Genomic DNA, 23,554 nt, shown 5'->3' on the forward strand with positions numbered 1-23,554 from the left:
GCAGCCTTTCAACTCCGCGCTAAATTCCCCACGCCACCGTCGATCAGCAGTTCACTGCCCACCATGTAGCTGGACTCGTCAGACGCGAGAAATACGGCGGCTTTGGCTAATTCCAGCGCGGTCCCCATGCGGCCAATCGGCACCAGCGCGCGGATCTCTTCGCGTAATGCTTGCTCAGCCTGTGCCGGCAAACCCAGCTTGCCCAGCGCTGGGGTTGCCGTTGGGCCAGGGCTGAGGCCGTTGACGCGAATACCGCGCGGGTGCAGTTCGGCAGAAAGCGAACGCGCCAAAGACAAAATTCCGGCTTTACTGGCGGCATAGACGCTGCTTTGCGCCAAGCCAATATGCGCGCTGACGGAACCACACAGGATCACCGAGGCAGGATTGCCCAGCAACGGTAACAGGGCCTGGATCAAAAACAGAGGGCCTTTGAGATTAGTGTTCATCAGTTGGTCATAACGCTGCTCATCCCATTCCTGCAACGGCAGGTGGGTGACATCACCGGCGTTGATATACAAGATATCCAACCGGGGCCAGCTTTTAGCCAACTGCGCGGCCAAAATCGGCTGTTGGCCGATATCCCCGGCGTCATTGTGCAACAGCACGACATCCCCTAGCATTTCGCCAGTCGCTGTTAACCCGCTTGCGCTGCGCCCGGTGATCGCCACGGTTGCTCCTTCGGCAATAAACTGCCGGGCCGTCTCCAGCCCGATGCCGCTGGTTCCCCCGGTAATCAACGCGTATTTACCTGCTAATCGTGACATAACCCTTCCTCTCGTTGGTCAGTTACGCCATTATTGGTCTGTCAGTACCTTTTGCATAGTAGGTACCATTTGGATACTAAAGGACAAGGTGGGATGCAATGGCGTCAACAGTGAAAGGGCAGGTTGAAAAATATTTTCTTTTACCGCCTGCGGGGGAGCCGTGCCCGATGGTGAGCTTCGTCAATTTGGTTTCGGGCAAATGGGCCATCCCAATCCTGTATCGCCTGATGGTGATCGACGGCCCGATACGCTTTAGCGAATTACAGCGCGCGGTGGCGCCAATTGCGCAAAAAGAGCTGACGCGTCAGCTCCGCCAGTTTGAACAATGCGGTCTTGTCACTCGCCAGGTGTTTCCAGAGGTGCCACCACGGGTGGAGTACCAGATAACGCCGCTGGGTAAAACGCTGCGCCCCACGTTGGACTCGTTGGCCGCTTGGATGCGTGACCATGCGCCTCAGTTGATCGGTAGCCAATAACCGCCGGTAAACTCGTAAGGTTGAGTGATTCTCCATCACTCGATACGGAAAGTGCGCAATCGGGTTGATAGCAGTAGAATTTGTCACGATACTGCGTAAACCAATATTTTCGCTGAACAAGGAGTTCCAGATGGCCGAAGAAACGATTTTCAGTAAAATTATTCGCCGTGAAATCCCTGCCGATGTGGTCTACCAGGACGAACTGGTCACCGCATTTCGTGATATTTCCCCACAGGCACCGACCCATATCCTGATCGTGCCGAACGTGCTGATCCCAACGGTGAACGACGTGACCGTGGAACACGAGGCCGCCCTAGGCCGTATGATCACCGTGGCGGCCAAAATTGCCGAGCAGGAAGGGATTGCCGAAGACGGCTACCGCCTGCTCATCAATTGCAATCGTCACGGCGGGCAAGAGGTCTATCATATTCATATGCATTTAGTTGGTGGGCGCGCTCTGGGCCCGTTGTTGTCACGTTAACCGAGGAAGACCATGCGCTATATTCACACGACGCGTTACTTGATGGCGCTGGTGCTCCCCGCCGCGATGCTGATGGGCTGTAGCAGCCCGAAGGGCATCTCGGTCAATGAACGGCAAACGGTGGTGATGGATTCACCGGTACTGACGGCGGGTATTCTGGCGGATAACCCGTCTATTGCTGACGCATCTGGCCGCCTGCGGGCCAGTTCGGTGCTCAGCAATACTCAGACCACGCCAGTGACCCTCCACTATCGTTTCTATTGGTATGACAAACAGGGGCTGGATATCCTGCCTTTTGAACAGCCGCGCACGGTCACCGTTGCCGCCAATTCAGACGCCGAGATTTATTCGTTGAATGGCAACCTTGATGCCAAGCGTGTACGTCTGTATTTATACTTATAAGTTTTGGGTTACGTTGGAGAAGGTAATGAAAAAGTTCCTATGGGTGGCGCTGGCCGCGTTGGTGTTAACCGGTTGTCCATCACGCCCGCCAGAGCCTACGGCACCGGTGACGGTAGAGCCACAGCCGCAACCAGAGCCTCAGCCTGAACCGTTGCCACCAACCACCGAGCCGGTGCCACAGCCGCCGAAGATCCAGCAGCTTGACTGGCTGGGCAGCGTGCAGCCGTTGGTCAATCAGATGCTGAAGGCCGATGGCGTCACGCCTGGCAGCGTATTGCTGTTGGACAGCGTGAAGAACAATACCAATGGCTCATTGAGCATCGGCAACGCCACTTCGGCGCTGCACCAGGCTTTGGCATCCAACAAGACCTTTGCCGTCGTGCCGGAAGCGCAGTTGGCGAGCGCCAAACAGACGCTGGGCCTGTCGGCGGAAGATAGCCTCGGGTCGCGCAGCAAGGCGATTGGCTTGGCGCGTATCGTCAACGCGCAATACGTGTTGTATAGCGCCGTCAGTGGCGATGTGAAGTCACCAGCGATGGAAATGCAGCTGATGTTGGTACAAACCGGTGAGATCGTCTGGTCAGGCAATGGCGACGTCAAATACTGAATCCCAGCTGCGGCGACTCTTGAGTAACAGACTGCCGGCGGTAAATACCGCCGGTTGTCATTTTAGCCTGGTACAAGGGTTGAGCGGCGAGAGCTGGCGGATCGACAGTGGCGATGTGCAACTGCTGGCCCGTCCGCAGACGCCGGAAAAACGCATGCTCGGCGTTAACCGTCGGCGTGAGGGGCAAGTGCTGAAGCGCGCTGGATTGGGCATAGGTCCGAAGGTGTGGTTACAGAGTCCTGAGTGGCTGATCGTCGAATGGCTTGCCGGTGAGAGCGTTGATGAAACGGCGTTTGCTTCCTTAACGGCCAACGGGGAGTTGGCAGAGCTGACCGCCCGGTTGCATAACCGTGGGTTGAGTGGTTACCGGCTGGATCTGCAACAGCAATTTACCCGCTATTGGCAGCAAATCGATCGCCGGCGGATCACGCCAGCTTGGCTGCGTTGGCAGCGCTATTTCATCAACGGTACCATGCCGCGCCCGTTGCAGTTGGCAACGCTGCACATGGATATTCATGCCGGCAATCTGCTGCGACAGGCCGGGCAGCTCAGGCTGATCGACTGGGAGTATGCTGCCGATGGCGATATCGCCCTGGAGCTGGCGGCGATGTTTCGCTTCAATCAATTTTCCCCGGCTGTGCAACAACGCTTTTTGGAGCAATACCAACCTCACGGCTATGCCGATTTGCCGCAGTTGGCCTCACAGGTCCAGCGTTGGTTGCCGTGGGTGGATTACCTGATACTAATGTGGTGTGAAGTGCGCTGGCAGCAGTGTCGGGATGCGGAATTTTTGCGTTGGGGCGCAGCGTTATACCAGCGTTTTTGTTTATCATCGTCAAATTAATCATGAATACTGATGTGAGGTGGCCGTGGGCCCAGTAATGCTAGATGTCGTCGGCTATGAGCTGGACGCAGAAGAACGCGAGATTTTAAAACACCCGCTGGTAGGGGGCCTGATCCTGTTTACCCGCAACTTTGCCGATCCGCAGCAGTTGCGTGAGCTGGTTCGCCAAATCCGCGCGGCCTCGCATTCGCGGTTGGTGGTGGCAGTGGATCAGGAAGGCGGGCGCGTGCAGCGTTTTCGCGAAGGTTTTACCCGCTTACCGGCGGCGCAGTCCTTTGCGGCGCTCAACGATGCCCAGGAAGGCGGGCGTTTGGCTCGGGAAGCTGGCTGGTTGATGGCCTCGGAAATGATTGCCCAGGATATCGATATCAGCTTCGCCCCGGTATTGGACATCGGCCACGCCAGCGCGGCGATTGGCGAGCGTTCTTTCCATAGCGATCCGCAGCAGGCGTTAGTGATGGCGGAACGCTTTATCCAGGGGATGCACAGCGCCGGGATGAAAACCACCGGCAAGCATTTCCCAGGGCATGGCGCAGTCACGGCGGACTCGCATAAAGAAACCCCGCGCGATCCACGGCCATTGGCCCAAATCCGCGAACATGATATGACTATCTTCCGTGAGCTGATCCAACGCGGATTGCTGGATGCCATCATGCCAGCCCATGTTATCTATACTGAAGCAGATCCGCGCCCGGCTAGCGGCTCGCCTTACTGGCTGCAGCAAATCTTGCGTCAGGAGCTAGGCTTTGAGGGCGTGATCTTCTCTGACGATCTGTCGATGGAAGGGGCGGCGATCATGGGCAGCTATGCCGAGCGTGGCCAGGCGGCGCTGGATGCCGGTTGCGATATGATCCTGGTTTGTAATAATCGGGCAGGGGCGGTCAGCGTGTTAGATAACCTGTCCCCGGTCAAAGTAGAGAAATTGCAGCGGTTATATCATCGCGGTCAGTTCACCCGTCAGGAACTGCGCGATTCCGACCGTTGGCAAAAGGCGCATCATGCGCTGAGTCAATTGCATGAACGCTGGGAAGAGCATAAGCAACGCTCAGCGGGGTGAACGGCTAGGGCGCCGCAAGAAGGCGGCGTTAATAATGGGGGCTGCCAGCGGCCTCCAGCTTGTTGCGAGGAACCACATGATTATTTATTTGCATGGCTTCGATTCCACCAGTCCCGGCAATCATGAAAAGATTATGCAGTTACAGTTCATCGATCCGGACGTGCGCTTTATCAGCTACAGCACTTTGCATCCGCGCCATGATATGCAGCATTTATTGAAAGAGGTGGACAAGGCGGTTCAGCAGGAAGGGGATGCCCATCCTCTGATCTGCGGCGTGGGTCTTGGGGGCTTTTGGGCCGAACGTATCGGATTTTTGTGCGGCATCCGTCAGGTGATCTTCAACCCGAACCTGTACCCGGAAGAACATATGCACGGCAAGATCGACCGGCCGGAAGAGTATCGCGATATCGCCACCAAATGCGTGGAAGATTTCCGTGAGAAGAACCGCGATCGCTGCCTGGTGGTGCTTTCTCGCCAGGATGAAGTGTTGGACAGCCAGCGTAGTGCCGAGTTGTTGCACAAGTATTATGAAATCGTCTGGGATGAACAGCAGAGTCACAAGTTTAAAAACATCTCGCCACACCTTCAGCGTATCAAGGCATTCAAGACGCTGGCGTAACAGTTTTATAACGCATAACCAAGCCGTGAACGTTGTTCCTAAAGGGCAGCAATTGCGGCTTTTTTGTTTTTGTCGAGCCGGTTTTCGCCGCTTGGCAGCAAAATGCAAAACTGTGATCTCACGCTAACTATTTGAATCACAATCCTCAAAAAAGCCCTTCGTCCAGCCTTTAACCAAAAAACTTTGACGTACATCAATTTTGGTATGACCAAATAACCTCTCGTGCTATTCTGGCCTCAGATTGCAGGTTTAACTTAAGCGAACCCTATGTATTCTAAGGATATTATTTATTTACCCTTAGGCAACAATTGGTTCACATTCAGGGGGTCATTTTGACAACGCCAAAGAAGAAAATCGTTATTGTCGGCGGTGGTGCCGGTGGTCTGGAGCTGGCAACCAGCCTGGGCCATAAACTGGGTCGTAAGCACAAAGCGGAGATCACGCTGGTGGATCGCAACCACAGCCATTTGTGGAAGCCGTTGCTGCATGAAGTGGCTACCGGCTCCCTGGATGACGGTGTGGATGCGTTGAACTACCTGGCGCATGCGCGTAACCACTTCTTCAACTTCCAACTGGGTTCACTGGTCAACATTGACCGTGAAAAGAAAACGCTGCAGCTAACGCAGATCTGCGATGAGCAGGGCTGCCAGCTGGTTCCCGCCCGCGAGTTGAGCTACGACATCCTGGTGATGGCGCTCGGCAGCACCTCGAACGACTTTGGCACCCCAGGGGTAAGAGATAACTGCATCTTCCTGGATAACCCGAATCAGGCGCACCGTTTCCATAACGAGATGTTGAACCTGTTCCTCAAGTTCTCTGCCAATCCGGAAGAGAAGGAGAGCGTGAATATTGCCATCGTGGGTGGTGGGGCTACCGGCGTTGAGCTGTCGGCAGAACTGCATAACGCGGTCAAACAGCTGCACAGCTACGGCTTTGAAGGGCTGGATAACAGCGCCTTGAAGGTTACCCTGGTTGAAGCCGGTGAGCGTATTCTGCCAGCGCTGCCGCCGCGTATTTCCGCAGCGGCGCACCAGGAGCTGAACAAGCTTGGCGTACGCGTATTAACCAATACCATGGTGACCAGTGCCGATGAGCATGGCTTGAACACCAAAGGCGGCGAATTTATCAATGCCGATCTGATGGTGTGGGCGGCGGGCATCAAGGCACCGGACTTTATGAAAGAGATTGCCGGGCTGGAAACCAACCGCATCAATCAGCTGGTGGTTGAGCCAACGCTGCAAACCACCCGTGATGCCAACATCTTTGCCATTGGTGACTGCGCTTCCTGCCCGCGTGAAGGCGGCGGTTTTGTGCCACCACGGGCACAGTCTGCCCACCAGATGGCATCACGTTGCTACAGCAACATCCTGGCGATGATGCACGATCAGCCGATGAAGCCTTACGTTTATAAGGATCACGGTTCACTGGTCTCGCTTTCCCGCTTCAGCACCGTAGGTAGCCTGATGGGTAACCTGATGCGCGGTTCGATGATGGTCGAAGGGCGTATCGCCCGCGTGGTGTATATTTCGCTGTACCGTATGCACCAGGTAGCGCTGCATGGCTATACCAAAACCGGCCTGATGATGCTGGTGGGTGGGATCAACCGCGTGATCCGTCCGCGCTTGAAGATGCACTGATGTTTTAACCCGCTTGTTCGGTTGATGAAAACCCACGTAGGCTTGCCGCGTGGGTTTTTTTATTGTCGTGAGAAGGGGACAGGCAGAGATAGGATTCTTCTCAATTCATTGGTTTTGGCCCATTTTCAGTGCGTTTTGCTCATTGAGTCTTATTGCGAGGGTGAACTTCCTTGTGCAGACTTTAGGGAGTTTACAGACGGCGCGTCACGCACGCCGTAAACCGGGGAAATCGCCTGTGATCAATGCGAGTTTGCCCGGTGCATAATGCGTGGTAACACATTCAGGAGGATTTCCTGTGAACAAATCAATGTTAGCCGGTGTTGGGATTGGTATTGCAGCCGCTCTGGGAATTGCTGCCGTAGCTGGTCTGGACGTATTCACTCCCGGCCCACAATATGCGCAGGTTCTCGCCGCAACACCGATCAAAGAAACCATCAAAACCCCTCGGCAGGAGTGCCGGAACGTCACGGTGACCCATCGTGCGCCGGTTCAGGATGAAAACCGCATCGCTGGCTCCGTGCTGGGCGCAGTTGCTGGGGGGGTGATTGGTCACCAGTTTGGCGGTGGCCGGGGCCGTGATGTTGCGACCGTAGTAGGTGCGTTGGGTGGTGGCTATGCCGGTCACCAGGTGCAGGGGGCCTTGCAAGACAACGACACTACCACCAGCACGCAGCAGCGCTGCAAAACGGTGTATGACAAATCGCAGAAAATGCTGGGCTATGACGTGACTTATAAGATTGGCGACCAGCAGGGCAAAATCCGCATGGATCACGATCCAGGCACCCAGATCCCGCTGGATAGAAGCGGCCAGTTAGTGCTGACCAAGGTCTGATCTTCGGAGTTTACCCTTCACACCAACCCTCTCCACAGGGAGAGGGAGCCGTTCTGGCGTCCTTATCAGGGAACTGCTTTCCCCTTAAAAGGGCGCTGGAACGGTGCGGTAATCAAACTGCCAAAGTATGTTCCCGAAACGCCGCCAGCAGCTCGCCGATAAACTTCAGTCGTTCGACCCTGTCAGTGAGATCCAGCATAAACTTCAGCTTGGTCGGCCCATCCAGGCGGTAAACCTGCGGTTTGCTTTGCAGCAAGCCAATCAGATAACCCGGATCGACCCGGTTCTTCTCGCCAAACTCGATAAAGCCCCCGCGCTCGTTGCCTTCGATTCGCTTGATCCCCAATATCTGCGCCTGTTGACGCATCGCCGCGCTTTGCAGCAGGTTACGCGCCGCATCCGGCAGCAGGCCAAAGCGGTCAATCAGCTCAACCTTCAGTTCCTCCAGTTCACCCTCATTTTTAGCGCTGGCAATGCGTTTATAGAAGGACAAACGGGTATTCACGTCTGGGATAAAGTCATCGGGCAGCAGCGCTGGCATGCGCAGTTCCACTTCCGTCTGATTGCTGGTGAGATCTTCCAGCGAAGGCTCACGCCCGTTCTTCAGGGCGTCGACGGCGCTTTCCAACAGCTCCATATACAGCGAGAAGCCCACGGTGGTCATCTGGCCGCTTTGGTCTTCCCCCAGCAGTTCCCCAGCACCACGGATTTCCAAATCGTGGGTGGCGAGTGCGAACCCGGCCCCCAAATCTTCCAGCGAGGCAATCGCTTCCAACCGCTTGTGCGCGTCGGTGCTCATGACCTTTGGGTTCGGGGTTAACAGATAAGCATAGGCCTGATGGTGCGAACGCCCGACGCGGCCACGCAGCTGATGTAGCTGCGCCAGGCCAAAGCGGTCTGCCCGTTCGATAATGATGGTATTGGCGCTGGGGATATCGATACCGGTTTCAATAATGGTGGTACAGACCAGCACGTTGAAGCGCTGGTGGTGGAAATCGTTCATCACCCGTTCCAGATCGCGTTCCCGCATCTGGCCGTGGCCAATGGCAATCCTTGCTTCCGGCACCAGTTCTGCCAAGCGTTCGGCGGCCTTATCGATATTCTCGACGTCGTTATACAGGTAATACACCTGGCCGCCGCGCAGTACCTCACGCAGGATGGCCTCGCGCACCACCAGGCTGTCGTACTCGCGGACAAAGGTTTTCACTGCCAGACGGCGGGCCGGTGGGGTAGCAATGATCGACAGATCGCGCATGCCGCTCATGGCCATATTCAGGGTGCGTGGGATTGGAGTGGCGGTTAACGTCAGAATATCTACGTCTGCACGCATTGCCTTAATACGCTCTTTGTGACGTACGCCAAAGCGGTGTTCTTCATCAACCACCAACAGCCCCAGATCTTTCCAGCGCAGATCGCTCTGCAACAGCTTATGGGTGCCAATGAGGATATCGACTTTGCCCTCGGCCGCCTCTTCCAGGATCTGCTGCTGCTCTTTGGCGCTGCGAAAACGCGACATCATTTCGATGCGGATGGGCCAGGTGGCAAAGCGATCGCGGAAGTTGTCGAAGTGCTGCTGCGCCAGCAGGGTTGTCGGCACCAGTACCGCGACCTGCTTACCGTTTTCGACGGCCAGGAAGGCGGCACGCATCGCGACTTCGGTTTTACCAAAGCCAACGTCGCCGCAGACCAGACGATCCATCGCCAGTGGCTGGCACATGTCGCTCAGCACCGCGTTGATGGCCTGTTCCTGATCTGGCGTGGTCTCAAACGGGAAGGTCTGGCAGAACAGCTGATACTGCTCACGATTATGTTTGAACGCAAAACCGCTCTTGGCGGCACGTTGGGCATAGATGTCCAACAGCTCGGCGGCCACGTCACGCACGCGTTCGGCGGCTTTCTGCCTGGCTCGCGACCAGACATCCCCGCCAAGCCGGTGCAGCGGGGCGTTCTCGTCGGCTCCTCCGGCATAGCGGCTGATCAGGTGCAGGGAAGAGACCGGCACGTACAGCTTGTCTTCACCGGCATAGGAGAGGATCAGATATTCCGCTTTGATGCCCCCAGCTTCCAGCGTCGTCAGGCCAACGTAGCGGCCAACGCCGTGTTCCAGATGCACCACTGGCTGCCCTGGGTGCAGCTCTGCCAGGTTGCGGATCAGGGTATCGGTATTGATGGTGCGGCGATTATCCTGCCGACGGCGGCTGACGCGTTCACCGAGCAGATCGCTTTCACAGATCAACGCCCGGTCACGCAGCGTATCCAGGAAGCCACGCTCGGAGGCACCGACCATCATGTAACGGCCCGATGCTTCGACCTCATCCAGATGATGGATCAGGCTGGTACTCAGCTTGATGCGGCCAAGCAGATCTTGCAGGGTTTCGCGGCGGCCTTCACTCTCTACCGAGAAGACCACGCCACCGGTGAAGCTTTCAATAAAGCGCCGCAGATTATCCAGTGGGGCCTTTTGCTGGGCCTGGACGGTGAGATCCGGCAGGGTTTGGTAGCCCAGGTTGGTGCAACCCGCTTTGGCAGGCAGCTCCTCGGTTTTCAACGCCATCCGCGGCCAGGCTTTCAGCTCGGCAAATAGCGCATCGACCCGCAGCCATAGGGTATCCGGGGCCAGCAGCGGCCGCATCGGATCGATCCGCCGGTTCTCATAGCGTTGATTGACATCCAGCCAGAAACGTTCGGCGGCGCCTTCCAGGTTGCCAGTGTTGACGAGCAGCGTATTGGCTGGCAGATAGCTGAAAAGCGAGGGCAGAGGCTGGCTGAAGAACAGCGGTTGCCAGTATTCGATACCGGCAGGCCAGGTGCCTTTACTCACTTGCTGATAAATATGTTCGGCGTCGCGACGCACTTCAAACTGTTCACGCCACTGGCTGCGGAACAGCTCGATGGCGGCCTTATCGGTCGGGAACTCGTGCGCTGGCAGCAGGTTGATGGCTTCCACTTCACTCAACGTGCGCTGGTTATCCACATCAAAGGTGCGCAGGCTGTCGATCTCGTCGTCGAAAAAGTCGATGCGATAAGGCTCTTCGCTGCCCATAGGATACAGATCCAGCAGCGCACCGCGCGTAGCAAATTCGCCATGTTCCATCACCTGATCGACGCTGCGGTAACCGGCCTGTTCCAACTGTGACCGTAGCAGATCCCGCGATAGTCGTTGGCCCTTTTTCATCACCAACGCATGGCCATGCAGGAACTCATGCGGGCAGACGCGTTGCATCAGCGTATTCACCGGCAGAATGATGATGCCGCGTGCCATGGTCGGCAGATGATACAGGCTGGAAAGCCGCGCCGAGATGATTTCCTGGTGGGGCGAGAAGCTGTCGTATGGCAGCGTTTCCCAGTCGGAAAGGGTGGTCACCATCTGATCGGTAAACTGCTGGATTTCGTCACGCAACCGCAATGCATTCTGCATATCCGGGGCGATGAGCATCACCGGGCCGGGATGGCGTTCGGCGATTTCGGCGCATTCAACGGCACAGGCAGAACCGGTGAGCTGCCCTAGCTGGCGTAAATCGCCCGCGCGGTCAGGAAGAGAGTAACGGTAGGAGGATGCGGAGCTGCGGCTTTTATCAGAAATGCTCATTCAGTTATCTTTAATCAATGAATTGAATAACAGTTTTTGTGGTGTTCACCGTGGCGCTCGACGCGTGAATACCACAAAATCCTGTTGACCTGGTGTTTGGCTAAAGCTAACCCGTTCTCCCTCACCCCAACCCTCTCCCCAAGGAGAGGGAGCTGGAACGGAGTTGCGGTTAGGTACGGAGTATGGCTGTGGCACATTCGGTTCCCTCTCCCTTTGGGAGAGGGTTAGGGTGAGGGGACTATCAAGTGGTTCAAGCCCATCACCTTTTTACCTTGGTTATACTAGCCCAGCGGCGTATAAACTGACACCGGTAAAAGCGCGAGCAAGCTTCCTGTTGGCGGTAATTTAATCAATCCTGCGCCATGGCGAGGTACTGGCCGATTTTATCGACGTCCACGTTACCACCGCTGACGATCACCCCGACTTTTTTGCCCCGCAGATCGATGACCTGATTCATCGCCGCAGCGGCAGCCAGGCAGCCGGTCGGTTCAACCACCATCTTCATCCGCTCCATAAAGAAACGCATTTGCTGGCATAGCTGTTGGTCGGTCACCGTCAGGATATCTTCCACATAGTGTTGAATGATCGGGAAGGTGAGATTGCCTACCTGCTGAGTCTGCGCGCCGTCGGCAATGGTTTTTGGTACCGGGATCCACACTTTTTCACCGCTGCGGAACGCCTGTTGCACATCGTTGCCCGCCTCGGGTTCGACGCCAAATACCCGGCAGCCAGGCGACCAGTGATGTGCCGCAATGGCGCATCCAGAGAGCAGCCCGCCGCCACCGGTACAAACCAGCAGAATATCCAACGGGCCAACTTCTTCGATCAACTCTTTAGCTGCGGTGCCTTGGCCAGCCATTACCTGCGGATAATCGTAAGGTGGGATCACCGTTAAGCCCTGTTCCGCAGCTAACCGTTGGGTGATGGCTTCCCGGTCTTCGGTTTGCCGCTGATAGATCACCACGTTAGCTCCATAGCCGCGGGTTGCCGCCAGCTTGGCGGCGGGGGCGTCATGTGGCATCACAATGGTGACGCTTACCCCAAGCTCACGGGCCGCCAACGCCATGGCCTGCGCATGGTTACCGGATGAGAAGGCTATCACTCCGGCCTGGCGCTGAGCCGGGGTCAATTGGCTGATGGCGTTAAAGGCACCACGGAATTTAAAGGCCCCAATGCGCTGGAAATTCTCGCACTTGAAAAAGAGCTGGGCACCGGCGATCTCATCCGCCTGGCGGGAAGTCATTACTGGTGTGCGGATCGCGTGGTTTTGCAGGATTTCGGCCGCTTTGGCAATATCGGCGGCGGTGATGCAGTGGGACGTAACGGTCATGACTACCTCATGTGGTTGGCATTGATTCGTTCAGTCTATTAATTTGCCCGTTGTAAACGGTTTGTCAAACGGTTAAGCGGCTGCCGGCAGAAACAACCGTGCCATCAGGAAGGTCAAAATCCGGCATTTTCTGTAAACCCGTGCAAACATGATGAATAAAACCGGCCGGGTGGTTCCATAAACCCGGTAGAGCCTTTATTATCCTTGATCACTTTGCTTAAGCTACGGCAACAAAACGGATTTCATGTATCAACCTGTCGCGTTATTTATTGGCCTGCGTTATATGCGTGGGCGAGCCTCAGACCGCTTTGGGCGGTTTGTTTCCTGGCTATCCACCATTGGCATTACGCTGGGGGTGATGGCGCTGGTGACGGTGCTTTCAGTGATGAATGGCTTCGAGAAAGATCTCGAAAACAACATCCTGGGGCTCATGCCGCAGGCGCTGATCACCAGCAAACAGGGTTCTATCAACCCTGAACAGCTGCCAGCCTCTGCCGTGCAAAACCTGCATGGTGTCACCCGAGTCACCCCGTTGACTACCGGCGATGTGGTGCTGCAAAGCGCTCGCAGCGTGGCCGTTGGCGTCATGTTGGGGGTTGACCCGCAGCAGCCCGATCCGCTGACTCCTTATCTGGTCAACGTTAAACAGCAACAGCTGCAACCGGGTGAGTACAACCTGATTATCGGTGAACAGCTTGCCGGGCAGTTGGGCGTCAAGCGTGGCGATCAGCTGCGTCTGATGGTACCGAGCGCCAGCCAGTTCACCCCGATGGGGCGCATCCCTAGCCAACGTCTGTTCACCGTGATTGGCACCTTCCATGCCAATAGCGAAGTGGACGGCTATCAGCTGCTGGCGAACCAGCAAGATGCTTCACGTCTGATGCGCTACCCGGCAGGCAATATCACCGGCTGGCGTTTGTTCCTGCAACAGCCGTTGACGGTGGACACCCTTAGCCAGCAAACGCTGCCGGAAGGCACCCAGTGGAAGGACTGGCGCGAACGCAAGGGCGAGCTGTTCCAGGCGGTGCGCATGGAGAAAAACATGATGGGGCTGCTGCTTAGCCTGATCGTGGCGGTGGCGGCATTCAATATCATTACTTCGCTGGGCCTGTTGGTGATGGAGAAGCAGGGCGAAGTGGCCATTCTGCAAACCCTGGGCCTGACGCGGCGGCAGATCATGTCGGTCTTTATGGTGCAGGGGGCCAGCGCCGGGATTATCGGCTCATTGCTGGGAACGCTATTAGGCGTTCTGCTTGCCACCAATCTAAACAACCTGATGCCAATCCTTGGCGCGTTGATCGACGGGGCTTCTCTGCCAGTGGCGGTTGACCCTATCCAGGTCACGATCATTGCCGTAGTGGCGATGGCGGTCTCGCTGTTATCCACGCTTTACCCTTCATGGCGCGCTGCCGCCGTACAACCCGCTGAGGCTTTACGTTATGAGTAACCATCCTTTATTGCAGTGTGAGCGCCTGTGTAAAACCTATCAGGAAGGCAACCTGCATACCGACGTGCTGCGCAATGTCAGTTTTGCCATGCAACCGGGCGAGATGATGGCGATCGTCGGCAGCTCGGGTTCCGGTAAAAGTACTTTGCTGCACCTGCTGGGGGGGCTGGATTCACCTACCTCGGGTGAGGTGATCTACAAAGGGCAGTCGTTGAACAAGCTTTCTTCCACTGCCAAAGCGGAGCTGCGCAACCGCCAGCTCGGCTTTATCTATCAGTTCCATCATCTGCTGCCAGATTTCACCGCGCTGGAGAACGCCGCGATGCCGCTGCTGATCGGCGGCATGAAACCGGCGCTGGCGAAGGAAAAGGCGCTGGAGATGCTGGCGGCCGTGGGCTTGGAAAAACGTAGCAAACATCGCCCGTCCGAGCTTTCCGGCGGTGAACGTCAGCGCGTGGCGATTGCCCGTGCGTTGGTGAATAACCCTTCGCTGGTGTTGGCGGATGAGCCTACCGGCAACCTGGATAAACGCACCGCAGACAGCATCTTCGATCTGCTGGGCGAATTGAACGTACGCCAGGGCACCGCATTTTTGGTGGTCACCCACGATCTGCAACTTGCTAAGCGCCTGAGCCGCCAGTTGGAAATGGCAGACGGCCATCTACAGGCGCAACTGACCCTGATGGGGGCCGAGTAATGAGCGCTTCGCCACTTTCATTGCTGATGGCGCTGCGTTTTAGCCGTGGCCGGCGGCGCGGCGGCATGGTTTCGTTAATCTCGGTGATCTCCACCATCGGCATCGCGCTGGGCGTGGCGGTGCTGATCGTCGGGTTGAGCGCGATGAACGGCTTCGAACGTGAACTGCAAAACCGTATTCTGGCGGTGGTGCCGCACGGCGAGATCGAACCGGTCAAACAACCGTTCACCGGCTGGCCTGAGATCCTGCAACGGGTCGAAAAGGTTCCGGGCATTGTGGCTGCGGCACCTTATATCAACTTTACCGGGCTGATGGAAAATGGTGCTCAGCTACGCGCCGTGCAGGTAAAAGGCGTCGATCCTGCGCAGGAAAAACAGCTCAGCGCGCTGCCAAGTTATGTGCAGGGCGATGCCTGGGCAAACTTCAAAAGCGGTGAGCAGCAGGTGATCCTGGGTAAGGGCGTGGCTGAAGCGCTGGGCGTGAAGCAGGGCTCTTACGTCACTGTGATGATCCCCAACAGCGATCCTGAGATGAAGCTGCTGCAGCCGAAGCGTATTCGCTTGCATGTCACCGGTATTCTGCAACTTAGCGGCCAGCTCGATCACAGCATGGCTATGGTGCCGTTGGCGGATGCCCAGCAATATCTGGATATGGGTGACAGTGTCACCGGTATCGCCATCAAGGTTAACGACGTGTTCGCCGCTAACAAGCTGGTGCGTGACGCCGGAGAAGTCGCCGATGCCACCGTCTATATCAAGAGCTGGATTGGCACCTACGGCTTTATGTATCGCGACATTCAGATGATCCGCGCCATCATGTATCTGGCGATGGTGCTGGTGATCGGCGTGGCCTGTTTCAACATTGTTTCCACCCTGGTGATGGCGGTGAAGGACAAGAGTGGCGACATTGCCGTGCTGCGTACGCTGGGAGCCAAAGACGGCTTTATCCGCGCCATCTTTGTCTGGTACGGCTTGCTGGCCGGGCTGGTAGGTAGCCTTAGTGGGGTAGTGGTTGGAGTGATCGCCTCGCTACAGTTGACCAATATTATCAAGGGCATCGAAAAGCTGATGGGCCACTCTTTCCTGTCTGGCGATATCTACTTTATCGATTTCCTGCCGTCCGAGCTGCACTGGCTTGATGTGGCCATCGTACTGGGTACGGCAATCGTGCTTAGCCTGCTGGCCAGTTGGTATCCGGCCAGACGTGCCAGCCGCATCGATCCGGCCCGCGTATTGAGCGGGCAGTAATAAAAACCTGGGGCCAGTAGCGGGCCCCATTTTTTTACCCTGAGGGCGAGTTATGTACTACGGTTTCGACATGGGCGGCACCAAGATTGAACTTGGGGTGTTCGACGCCAATCTGCAACGTATCTGGCAAAAGCGGGTGCCGACGCCGCGTGACGACTACCGGCAACTGCTGGCGGTATTACGCGATCTCACCCATGAAGCCGATGCCGTTTGTGGTACGCAAGGGCTGGTGGGCATCGGCATTCCCGGGTTACCAAACGAAGATGGTACCTTGTTTACCGCCAACGTCCCGGCCGCGATGGGGCAGCCATTGCCGCGCGATCTGAGCGCGCTGATTGGCCGTGAGGTCAAGGTCGATAACGACGCCAACTGCTTCACGCTCTCGGAAGCTTGGGACGAAGAGTTTCGCCATTACCCGACGGTGCTGGGCATCATCCTGGGCACCGGAGTTGGTGGTGGTTTGATCGTTAATGGTAAAGTGGTCTCTGGGCGTAACTTTATCACCGGAGAGTTTGGCCACTTCCGCTTGCCGGTGGATGCGCTGGAGGTGCTCGGGCGTGATATTCCTCGCGTTCCCTGTGGCTGCGGCCATGACGGTTGCATCGAGAATTACATCTCGGGCCGCGGATTTGAGTGGATGTACGCGCATTTTTATCAACAACAGTTGCCAGCGCAGCAAATCATTGCGCATTATCAGGCCGGTGAACCACAGGCTGTAGCACACGTAGAACGTTTTCTGGATGTCCTGGCCATTTGCCTGGGCAACCTGCTGACCATCATCGACCCCCACCTGGTGGTGATTGGCGGCGGCTTATCGAATTTTGCCGCAATTTATCAGGCGTTGCCCCAGCGTTTGCCCGCCCATTTGTTACGGGTAGCCAAACTGCCACGCATCGAGAAGGCGCGCTATGGCGATGCCGGTGGTGTTCGTGGGGCAGCGTTCCTCAATTTGGTGGAAAGTCATAAATAAGGAGAGTTCATGCACACTCGCCATCGGTTGTGTCAGTTTCGCAAGAGTAAGCATGTGCGGCATCAGCGTTTTCGCTCGCGGATATTCCAACGCGATACCATGGCGGCGGCAGAGCTGAAAAAGCCGTTTGTCGTGGTGCTGACGGGGGCCGGGATCTCTGCCGAGTCCGGCATCCGTACTTTCCGCGCTGCCGATGGGCTGTGGGAAGAGCACAAGGTGGAAGATGTCGCCACCCTGGACGGTTTTCAGCGCGATCCTGCCTTGGTGCAGGAGTTTTATAATGCGCGCCGCCGGCAGCTACAGCAGTCGGATATCGGCCCTAATGCGGCTCATCGTGCGCTGGCTGATTTGGAAGAGTGGCTGGGGGAGGAGAACTTCCTGCTGGTTACGCAAAATATCGACAACCTGCACGAGCGGGCCGGTAGCAAGCAGGTGCTGCATATGCATGGCGAACTGCTGAAAGTGCGCTGCACCAGCTCCGGGCAGGTGGTGGAATGGTTGGGAGACCTGAGCGTGGATGAACGTTGCCACTGCTGCCAGTTCCCTGCGCCTCTGCGACCCCACGTGGTGTGGTTTGGTGAAATGCCGTTGGGGATGGATGAGATTTACGCTGCGTTGGCCAAGGCCGATTTCTTTATTGCGATTGGCACCTCTGGCAATGTTTACCCGGCGGCAGGCTTTGTTCACGAGGCACGGTTGGGCGGGGCTTATACCATGGAGCTGAACCTGGAGCCGAGCCTGGTGGAAAGCCAGTTCGAAGAGAAGCATTACGGCCCGGCCAGCGAAGTGGTGCCACGCTTTGTGCACAAGTTCCTGATGGGCAAGGTCGAGCGGGCGGATAAGCCTTAGCAGAATGTTGGGTGAGATTGGTGGCTTTAGTATGCCCCTCACCCTAACCCTCTCCCACAGGGAGACGGGACCGATCGAGTTCGTTGATTGCTTTGCGTAATACCTTGTTTTACTTGTTCTTACTCCCTGCTTTCCGGAGCTGCTCGGGCTAATTACGCGCTCAGGACAGCTCCCTCTCCCTGTGGGAGAGGGTTGGGGTGAGGGGGCTCAGCGCCCAGCTTTTAGCTGCTGGAAGTAGGTTTCATACAGCGTACTGGTCTCACCCACATCATTTTGCCATTCACCGTTCTCAATCACCGCATCATCTGGATACAGCGACTTGTCGTTGGCGATCTCTTTAGGTAGCAGCTTTCTCGCGGCCAGATTGGGAGTAGGGTAACCGATGGTTTCCGCCACCTGCACCGCGATCTCTGGGCGCAGCAGGAAGTCGATCAACTTCAACGCTCCCTCAACGTTCTTGGCGTTAGCCGGAATGGCCAGGCTATCCATCCAGAAGATCCCGCCTTCTTTCGGCCAGACGATCTCCAATGGGGTACCGGCCTGGCGCGCGACATAGGCGGAACCGTTCCATACCATGCCCAGATCGACTTCACCTTCCATATACGGATTACCCGGATTATCGGAGTTAAACGCCAGCACGTTTGGCATCAGCTTCTTGAGCTCGTTATAGGCAGCCTCTATCTGCTTAGGATCGGTGGTATTGCCCGAATAACCCAGTTTGCGCAGCGCGACCTGGAACACTTCACGTGCATCATCGGTGAGCAGTACGCGGCCTTTGTATCCCGGTTTCCACAGATCGGCCCAGGCAGTTACGGTGTTGGCATCAATGGCATCCGAATTGACGCCAATGGCGGTGGCGCCCCAGATATAGGGAATGGAGTAATCGTTGTTGGGATCGAACGGCTTGTGCAACAGGTTGGGATCGAGATCGTTAAAGTGGCTGAGTTTGCTTTTGTCGATCTTTTGCAGCATCCCCTCCTTGCTCATCTTGGCGATGAAATAGGTGGAAGGGACTACCAGATCGTACGCGCCGTCCCGGTAGGTTTTGAGCTTGGCATACATGCTTTCGTTGGATTCATAGGTGGAGTAAATCACCTTGATACCGGTTTCTTTGGTGAACTGTTCCAGCAGCCCAGGCGGGACATACTCGGTCCAGTTGTAGAAATAGAGCGTTTTGCCGTCGTCCGCGGCGTTTGCCGAGCCAAGGCTCAGTGCCATCATCCCGGCTGCGAGCAGATGTGACCACTTTTTCATGGTACGGATCCTTTAGCAGTGCGTGTTTTTACAGTATAGCGTGATGCGCCATACCCCAGAGAGCGGCCATTATAGGTGGCGTACCCAGCGGGGTAAAGACGCTTATCCCGTTGGCAAATCAGTGTTTTTGCCGATCGCGCAACAGCAGTTGGCTGGTCAGCACCAGCGCTAGCGATAATACCAGCAGAATGGTCGCCAGGGCGTTAACTTCAGGAGATACGCCGACCTTCACCATCGAATAGATCTTCAAGGGCAAAATCTCGTAGCTTGGCCCGGTCACGAACGAAGAAACCACGACATCATCCATCGATAGCGTGAAGCTTAGCAGCCAACTGGCGGCGACGGCGGGCATGGCCAACGGCAGGATGATTTTGCGCAGGATCACCATTTCGCTGGCACCCAGATCGCGTGCGGCCTCCAGCATCTTGACGTCAAAGCCCTTCAGGCGCGCATAGACGGTGACCACCACAAAGGGCAGGCAGAAGGTAATATGCGAAAATAACAGCGACCAGAAGCCCAACGAGACCCCCAGCAGCATAAACAGCACCAGCAGCGAGATGGCCATGACGATATCCGGCGACATCATCACCACAAACAGCATGCCACCAACAAAGGGCTTCCCGCGAAAACGATAGCGGTATAACGCCACTGCCGCCAAAGAGCCGATCATGGTCGCAAAGCTGGCGGACAGCACGGCCATGGTCAGTGAATGCCCAGCGGCCTGCAACAGGCTGTCGTTGTTCATCAACATGCTGTACCAGTGGGTGGTAAAACCCCGCCAGTTGATGCCAAAGCGCGAGGTGTTAAACGAGTTAACGATCAGGATCACGATGGGAATATAGAGATAGGCGTAAATCAGGCTCATAAAGCCACCGCGCAACAGGCGTCCGATCATTCCAGCTCCCCCTTTTTGTTCAGCAACTTGGCGGCCCGGTAATAGATCCACAGCATCAGCCCCATCACCAGCGTCAGGCAAATGCTGGTGGCGGCGCCAAACGGCCAATCACGGATATTCAGGAACTGGCTCTTGATGACGTTACCGATCAGCAGGTTTTTGGCTCCGCCCATCAGGTCGGCCACATAGAACAGGCCCATGGCGGGCAGCAGCACCAGCAGGCAACCGGCGATAATGCCTGGCATAGTCAGCGGAATGATGATGCGGATAAAGGTTTGCAGCTTGCTGGCCCCGAGATCGCGGGCCGCCTCCAGGCAGGATTTATCCAGCTTTTCCAGGCTGGAGTAGAGCGGCATCACCATAAACGGCAATAAGATGTAGACCAGCCCCAGCACCACGGCGCCAGAGGTATACATAATGCGTAACGGCGTATCGATGATCCCGGCCCACATCAGGAACTCGTTCAGATAGCCGCGGGTGCTGAGAAACAGCTTCAGGCCATAGATACGGATCAGAGAGTTGGTCCAGAAGGGGACAATCAGCAGGAACAGCAGCAGCGGGCGCACCCTTTGCGGCAGGCGAGCCAGAATAAAGGCGAAGGGATAACCCAGCAGCAGGCAGCACAAGGTAGCGATCGCCGCCATGTTCAGCGAGTGCAGCATCACCTGACCATACAGGGGATCAAACAGCCGGGTGTAATTATCCAGAGTGAACACCATCTGCACCAGATTGGCGTCGTCACGGGTGAGGAAACTGGTGCCGATGATCATCAGGTTCGGCAGAAAAACAAACAGCACCAGCCAGCCGACCGTGCCGCTGATCACCAGGTTTTGCAGCAAATTACGCGATTTCTTCATCGGCCAGCACTACCTCCCAGCTTGCAACCCAGGTTATCGCCATCTTCTGGTTTAACGAGTGGTCAAAGTCAGGATCGTCTTCATTGAAGAATTCGCTGACCATCACCATCTTACCGTTTTCCAGTTCAACCACCGATTCTAGCGTCATGCCTTTATAGTTGCGTTCGCGCACGTAGCCGATCAGGCCATCTATCTGCTCGCTGTCGTTCACCTCTTCGACGCGCAGGTCTTCCGGGCGCAGCAGAACCTTCAGGGATTGCCCTGGCTCGACGGGGAGATCGGCGTAGATATCACACTCACGGCCTTCTACACGAGCGCGCACTCGCTGCGGATCGATACGATGTAGCACTACCGCATCAAAGATATTGATCTCACCGATAAAGCTGGCGACAAACAGGTTCCTGGGCTCTTCATAGATTTCCCGTGGGGTGCCGTCCTGTTCTATTCGTCCGTCACGCATCACCACAATCCGATCGGACATGGTCAGCGCCTCTTCCTGATCGTGCGTGACAAACACAAAGGTGATACCCAATTGGCGCTGTAGCGCCTTCAACTCGTTCTGCATCTGCTTGCGCAGCTTGTAGTCCAGTGCCGAAAGCGACTCGTCGAGCAGTAACAGTTTAGGTTTATTCACCACGGCCCGGGCAATCGCGACCCGTTGTTGTTGCCCTCCAGACAGCTGATGCGGGCGGCGCTGAGCGAACTCGTCCAATTGCACCATGCGCAGGGCTTCCTCCACGCGCGGCGTTAACTCCGCTTCTGGGGTTTTCTGCATGCGCAGGCCAAAGGCGACATTTTCAAACACGGTCATATGGGGGAACAGGGCATAGCTTTGAAACACGGTGTTAACGTGCCGATGCTCGGCCGGGATGGCGGTGATGTCTTGCCCGTCGAGCACGATCTGCCCGTGGTCGGCATTTTCCAACCCGGCAATCAGCCGCAGCACGGTGGTTTTCCCGCAGCCGGAAGGGCCAAGCAGGGTCAGGAATTCACCATCATTAATCTCAAGGTTGAGATCGCGAATGATCTCTTTGCCGTCAAAGCTTTTACTCAGGGCGTTCAGTGTAACCAAAGAGGATTGTTCAGTCATTTTAGTGTCTCTATCCCGTACGGTGGTGCAGATAGAACCGCCGCTGGAAAAGACTGCGCGAGCTTACGGGAGTGACCCGTCAGGTACTGAAGCTCAAAGCCAGCGGCGCCGATCAAAAATTTAAGAGGGCGCATGATAGACGCAGAATCCGGTAATTGAAAGCCAAACCGCCCATAAGTCATGCCAGTTGGCCGATTTTTGCGTCGATAGTGACCCTATTAAACCATCACTTGCTTTAATGATTTGTGTTAAATCTGATTATTAATGACCTGTCTCAATATTTGATCCGGATCGGTTCCGCATAATGAAACGCGAAATTCTGAGGGCGGAACCATGGATAAACTACTAGATCGCTTTTTTAACTACGTCTCATTTGACACACAGGCTAAAGCGAACGTCAAACATGTGCCTAGTACCGAAGGGCAACTGAAGCTGGCGCGTGCGTTGCAACAGGAAATGATTGGGCTGGGGTTTGAACGGGTATCGCTAAGCGAACATGGCTGCGTGATGGGCACGTTGCCTGGCAATGTGAGCTGGCCAGTGCCGGCCATTGGCTTTATTTCTCACCTTGATACCTCACCCGATTTTTCGGGTAAGCATGTGACACCGCAGATAGTGGAAAACTATCGCGGCGGTGACATTGCCTTGGGCATCGGTGATGAAGTGTTATCGCCGGTGATGTTCCCGATCTTGCATCAGATGCTGGGGCAAACGCTGATCACCACCGACGGCAAAACGCTGTTGGGTGCCGACGATAAAGCCGGGATTGCCGAGATCTTGACCGCGATGGTGCGGCTAAAGCAGCAAAAAATTCCTCACGGCGATATCCGCGTGGCGTTCACGCCGGATGAAGAAGTGGGCAAGGGAGCGCATTTCTTTGACGTTGCCGCGTTCGATGCAGAGTGGGCCTACACCGTCGATGGTGGTGGTGTGGGCGAACTGGAGTGTGAAAACTTCAATGCAGCTGCAGTGACGGTGAAAATCGTCGGCAATAACGTACACCCTGGCAGTGCCAAAGGGGTGATGGTGAACGCGCTGTCGCTGGCAACCCGTTTCCAACAGGAGCTACCGGCCGAGGAAACACCGGAGCATACCGAGGGGTATCAGGGCTTTTACCATCTCAACAGCATCAAGGGGAACGTCGAACGTGCCGAGATGCATTACATCTTGCGGGATTTTGAGCGTGAAGGCTTTGAGGCTCGCAAGCGCAAGATGATTGAAGTCGCGCAAAAGGTTGGCCGTGGGTTACCACGGGATTGCTACATTGAGGTGGCGATCGAGGATAATTACTACAACATGCGTGAGCAGGTGGCTGAGCATCCTCATGTGATCGAGCTGGCACAGCAGGCGATGCGGGACTGCGATATTGAGCCGGTGATGAAGCCGATCCGCGGTGGTACCGATGGTGCGCAGCTATCCTTCAAGGGGCTGCCTTGTCCAAACCTGTTTACCGGTGGCTATAACTTCCATGGCAAGCATGAGTTTATTACGCTGGAAGGGATGGAGCAGGCGGTGGCGGTGATCATGCGCATTGCTACTCTGAGCGCCGAGCGCGCTAAACGGTAGTTTTTGCGTTAACAGAATGAGTGAGGGGCTAGTTTACCCCTCAC

Annotated in this window: 22 protein-coding genes; 15 read left to right on the forward strand and 7 right to left on the reverse strand. The window is 56.1% G+C overall.

The window, feature by feature from the left end; translation table 11 throughout:
* Positions 1 to 8 precede the first annotated feature (8 nt).
* A complete protein-coding gene (locus tag WN53_RS19270) occupies positions 9 to 764 on the reverse strand; it encodes an SDR family oxidoreductase (RefSeq protein ID WP_024485952.1) in 756 nt (251 codons plus the stop codon).
* A gap of 167 nt (positions 765 to 931) precedes the next feature.
* Between WN53_RS19270 and WN53_RS19275 the strand changes: the two genes are divergently transcribed.
* The 9 genes from WN53_RS19275 (at position 932) to WN53_RS19315 (ending at position 7,719) form a co-directional block, all read left to right on the forward strand.
* Positions 932 to 1,240 (forward strand): winged helix-turn-helix transcriptional regulator, encoded by a 309-nt coding sequence (locus WN53_RS19275; protein ID WP_024485953.1) that lies wholly within the window; start codon positions 932 to 934, stop codon positions 1,238 to 1,240.
* A gap of 130 nt (positions 1,241 to 1,370) precedes the next feature.
* Complete coding sequence (gene hinT / locus WN53_RS19280; protein ID WP_021178295.1) at positions 1,371 to 1,721, forward strand: purine nucleoside phosphoramidase; 351 nt, start codon at positions 1,371 to 1,373, stop codon at positions 1,719 to 1,721.
* Positions 1,722 to 1,733: 12 nt separating this feature from the next.
* Positions 1,734 to 2,123 (forward strand): YcfL family putative periplasmic lipoprotein, encoded by a 390-nt coding sequence (locus WN53_RS19285; protein ID WP_021804705.1) that lies wholly within the window; start codon positions 1,734 to 1,736, stop codon positions 2,121 to 2,123.
* A gap of 25 nt (positions 2,124 to 2,148) precedes the next feature.
* Positions 2,149 to 2,730, forward strand: coding sequence for a penicillin-binding protein activator LpoB (lpoB, locus tag WN53_RS19290; RefSeq protein WP_024485954.1), 582 nt, complete (start codon positions 2,149 to 2,151; stop codon positions 2,728 to 2,730).
* Positions 2,711 to 3,574: a phosphotransferase gene (locus WN53_RS19295; RefSeq protein WP_024485955.1), complete on the forward strand. Its 864-nt coding sequence runs from the start codon at positions 2,711 to 2,713 to the stop codon at positions 3,572 to 3,574. Before lpoB ends, WN53_RS19295 begins: the two co-directional genes overlap by 20 nt.
* Before the next feature lie 37 nt (positions 3,575 to 3,611).
* Positions 3,612 to 4,631 carry a beta-N-acetylhexosaminidase gene (gene nagZ / locus WN53_RS19300; protein ID WP_037412937.1) on the forward strand — a complete coding sequence of 340 codons (1,020 nt, stop codon included), beginning with the start codon at positions 3,612 to 3,614 and terminating at the stop codon, positions 4,629 to 4,631.
* Between the two features lie 76 nt (positions 4,632 to 4,707).
* On the forward strand, positions 4,708 to 5,250 hold the full coding sequence (gene ycfP / locus WN53_RS19305; protein ID WP_024485957.1) for an alpha/beta hydrolase YcfP: 543 nt from the start codon (positions 4,708 to 4,710) through the stop codon (positions 5,248 to 5,250).
* Between the two features lie 332 nt (positions 5,251 to 5,582).
* Complete coding sequence (locus WN53_RS19310) at positions 5,583 to 6,887, forward strand: NAD(P)/FAD-dependent oxidoreductase (protein ID WP_024485958.1); 1,305 nt, start codon at positions 5,583 to 5,585, stop codon at positions 6,885 to 6,887.
* A 295-nt stretch (positions 6,888 to 7,182) separates the two neighbouring features.
* Positions 7,183 to 7,719, forward strand: coding sequence for a glycine zipper 2TM domain-containing protein (locus WN53_RS19315; RefSeq protein WP_021804702.1), 537 nt, complete (start codon positions 7,183 to 7,185; stop codon positions 7,717 to 7,719).
* Positions 7,720 to 7,831: 112 nt separating this feature from the next.
* On the opposite strand, the gene mfd is transcribed toward WN53_RS19315, so the two are convergent.
* Both mfd and WN53_RS19325 read right to left on the reverse strand, forming a co-directional pair.
* Entirely contained in the window at positions 7,832 to 11,308 is a 3,477-nt protein-coding gene (gene mfd, locus WN53_RS19320; RefSeq protein WP_024485959.1) for a transcription-repair coupling factor, read from the reverse strand.
* A 349-nt stretch (positions 11,309 to 11,657) separates the two neighbouring features.
* Positions 11,658 to 12,638, reverse strand: a complete 981-nt coding sequence (locus WN53_RS19325; RefSeq protein ID WP_024487088.1) for a threo-3-hydroxy-L-aspartate ammonia-lyase — start codon at positions 12,636 to 12,638, stop codon at positions 11,658 to 11,660.
* 244 nt (positions 12,639 to 12,882) lie between these two features.
* Between WN53_RS19325 and lolC the strand changes: the two genes are divergently transcribed.
* Genes lolC through cobB form a run of 5 tightly spaced genes read left to right on the forward strand, consistent with a single transcriptional unit; the run spans position 12,883 to position 17,848 of the window.
* Positions 12,883 to 14,085, forward strand: a complete 1,203-nt coding sequence (gene lolC / locus WN53_RS19330; RefSeq protein ID WP_046808178.1) for a lipoprotein-releasing ABC transporter permease subunit LolC — start codon at positions 12,883 to 12,885, stop codon at positions 14,083 to 14,085.
* Entirely contained in the window at positions 14,078 to 14,782 is a 705-nt protein-coding gene (gene lolD, locus WN53_RS19335; RefSeq protein WP_024485237.1) for a lipoprotein-releasing ABC transporter ATP-binding protein LolD, read from the forward strand. The genes lolC and lolD overlap by 8 nt, the downstream gene beginning before the upstream one ends.
* Entirely contained in the window at positions 14,782 to 16,029 is a 1,248-nt protein-coding gene (gene lolE, locus WN53_RS19340) for a lipoprotein-releasing ABC transporter permease subunit LolE (protein ID WP_024485238.1), read from the forward strand. Before lolD ends, lolE begins: the two co-directional genes overlap by 1 nt.
* 52 nt (positions 16,030 to 16,081) lie before the next feature.
* Positions 16,082 to 16,999: an N-acetylglucosamine kinase gene (gene nagK, locus WN53_RS19345; RefSeq protein WP_024485239.1), complete on the forward strand. Its 918-nt coding sequence runs from the start codon at positions 16,082 to 16,084 to the stop codon at positions 16,997 to 16,999.
* Positions 17,000 to 17,008: 9 nt separating this feature from the next.
* Entirely contained in the window at positions 17,009 to 17,848 is an 840-nt protein-coding gene (gene cobB, locus WN53_RS19350) for a Sir2 family NAD+-dependent deacetylase (protein WP_024485240.1), read from the forward strand.
* 207 nt (positions 17,849 to 18,055) lie between these two features.
* On the opposite strand, the gene potD is transcribed toward cobB, so the two are convergent.
* The 4 genes from potD to potA all read right to left on the reverse strand — a co-directional run bounded on the left by potD (position 18,056) and on the right by potA (position 21,944).
* Positions 18,056 to 19,102 (reverse strand): spermidine/putrescine ABC transporter substrate-binding protein PotD, encoded by a 1,047-nt coding sequence (gene potD, locus WN53_RS19355; protein WP_024485241.1) that lies wholly within the window; start codon positions 19,100 to 19,102, stop codon positions 18,056 to 18,058.
* 118 nt (positions 19,103 to 19,220) lie between these two features.
* Positions 19,221 to 19,997 carry a spermidine/putrescine ABC transporter permease PotC gene (gene potC / locus WN53_RS19360; protein WP_021804693.1) on the reverse strand — a complete coding sequence of 259 codons (777 nt, stop codon included), beginning with the start codon at positions 19,995 to 19,997 and terminating at the stop codon, positions 19,221 to 19,223.
* Positions 19,994 to 20,854 carry a spermidine/putrescine ABC transporter permease PotB gene (potB, locus tag WN53_RS19365; protein ID WP_024485242.1) on the reverse strand — a complete coding sequence of 287 codons (861 nt, stop codon included), beginning with the start codon at positions 20,852 to 20,854 and terminating at the stop codon, positions 19,994 to 19,996. Before potB ends, potC begins: the two co-directional genes overlap by 4 nt.
* Positions 20,838 to 21,944, reverse strand: coding sequence for a spermidine/putrescine ABC transporter ATP-binding protein PotA (gene potA, locus WN53_RS19370; protein ID WP_024485243.1), 1,107 nt, complete (start codon positions 21,942 to 21,944; stop codon positions 20,838 to 20,840). Before potA ends, potB begins: the two co-directional genes overlap by 17 nt.
* 333 nt (positions 21,945 to 22,277) lie before the next feature.
* On the opposite strand from potA, the gene pepT reads away from it, so the two are divergent.
* Positions 22,278 to 23,510: a peptidase T gene (pepT, locus tag WN53_RS19375; RefSeq protein ID WP_024485244.1), complete on the forward strand. Its 1,233-nt coding sequence runs from the start codon at positions 22,278 to 22,280 to the stop codon at positions 23,508 to 23,510.
* Positions 23,511 to 23,554: the final 44 nt, after the last annotated feature.

This window comes from Serratia fonticola (assembly GCF_001006005.1).
Taxonomy (GTDB): domain Bacteria; phylum Pseudomonadota; class Gammaproteobacteria; order Enterobacterales; family Enterobacteriaceae; genus Chania; species Chania fonticola.

Coding starts and splice junctions, on each gene's coding strand:
- WN53_RS19270 (WP_024485952.1), bottom strand. CDS start 764: ATGTCACGATTAGCAGGTAAATACGCGTTGATTACCGGGGGAACCAGC.
- WN53_RS19275 (WP_024485953.1), top strand. CDS start 932: ATGGTGAGCTTCGTCAATTTGGTTTCGGGCAAATGGGCCATCCCAATC.
- hinT (WP_021178295.1), top strand. CDS start 1,371: ATGGCCGAAGAAACGATTTTCAGTAAAATTATTCGCCGTGAAATCCCT.
- WN53_RS19285 (WP_021804705.1), top strand. CDS start 1,734: ATGCGCTATATTCACACGACGCGTTACTTGATGGCGCTGGTGCTCCCC.
- lpoB (WP_024485954.1), top strand. CDS start 2,149: ATGAAAAAGTTCCTATGGGTGGCGCTGGCCGCGTTGGTGTTAACCGGT.
- WN53_RS19295 (WP_024485955.1), top strand. CDS start 2,711: ATGGCGACGTCAAATACTGAATCCCAGCTGCGGCGACTCTTGAGTAAC.
- nagZ (WP_037412937.1), top strand. CDS start 3,612: ATGCTAGATGTCGTCGGCTATGAGCTGGACGCAGAAGAACGCGAGATT.
- ycfP (WP_024485957.1), top strand. CDS start 4,708: ATGATTATTTATTTGCATGGCTTCGATTCCACCAGTCCCGGCAATCAT.
- mfd (WP_024485959.1), bottom strand. CDS start 11,308: ATGAGCATTTCTGATAAAAGCCGCAGCTCCGCATCCTCCTACCGTTAC.
- WN53_RS19325 (WP_024487088.1), bottom strand. CDS start 12,638: ATGACCGTTACGTCCCACTGCATCACCGCCGCCGATATTGCCAAAGCG.
- lolC (WP_046808178.1), top strand. CDS start 12,883: ATGTATCAACCTGTCGCGTTATTTATTGGCCTGCGTTATATGCGTGGG.
- lolD (WP_024485237.1), top strand. CDS start 14,078: ATGAGTAACCATCCTTTATTGCAGTGTGAGCGCCTGTGTAAAACCTAT.
- lolE (WP_024485238.1), top strand. CDS start 14,782: ATGAGCGCTTCGCCACTTTCATTGCTGATGGCGCTGCGTTTTAGCCGT.
- nagK (WP_024485239.1), top strand. CDS start 16,082: ATGTACTACGGTTTCGACATGGGCGGCACCAAGATTGAACTTGGGGTG.
- cobB (WP_024485240.1), top strand. CDS start 17,009: ATGCACACTCGCCATCGGTTGTGTCAGTTTCGCAAGAGTAAGCATGTG.
- potD (WP_024485241.1), bottom strand. CDS start 19,102: ATGAAAAAGTGGTCACATCTGCTCGCAGCCGGGATGATGGCACTGAGC.
- potC (WP_021804693.1), bottom strand. CDS start 19,997: ATGATCGGACGCCTGTTGCGCGGTGGCTTTATGAGCCTGATTTACGCC.
- potB (WP_024485242.1), bottom strand. CDS start 20,854: ATGAAGAAATCGCGTAATTTGCTGCAAAACCTGGTGATCAGCGGCACG.
- potA (WP_024485243.1), bottom strand. CDS start 21,944: ATGACTGAACAATCCTCTTTGGTTACACTGAACGCCCTGAGTAAAAGC.
- pepT (WP_024485244.1), top strand. CDS start 22,278: ATGGATAAACTACTAGATCGCTTTTTTAACTACGTCTCATTTGACACA.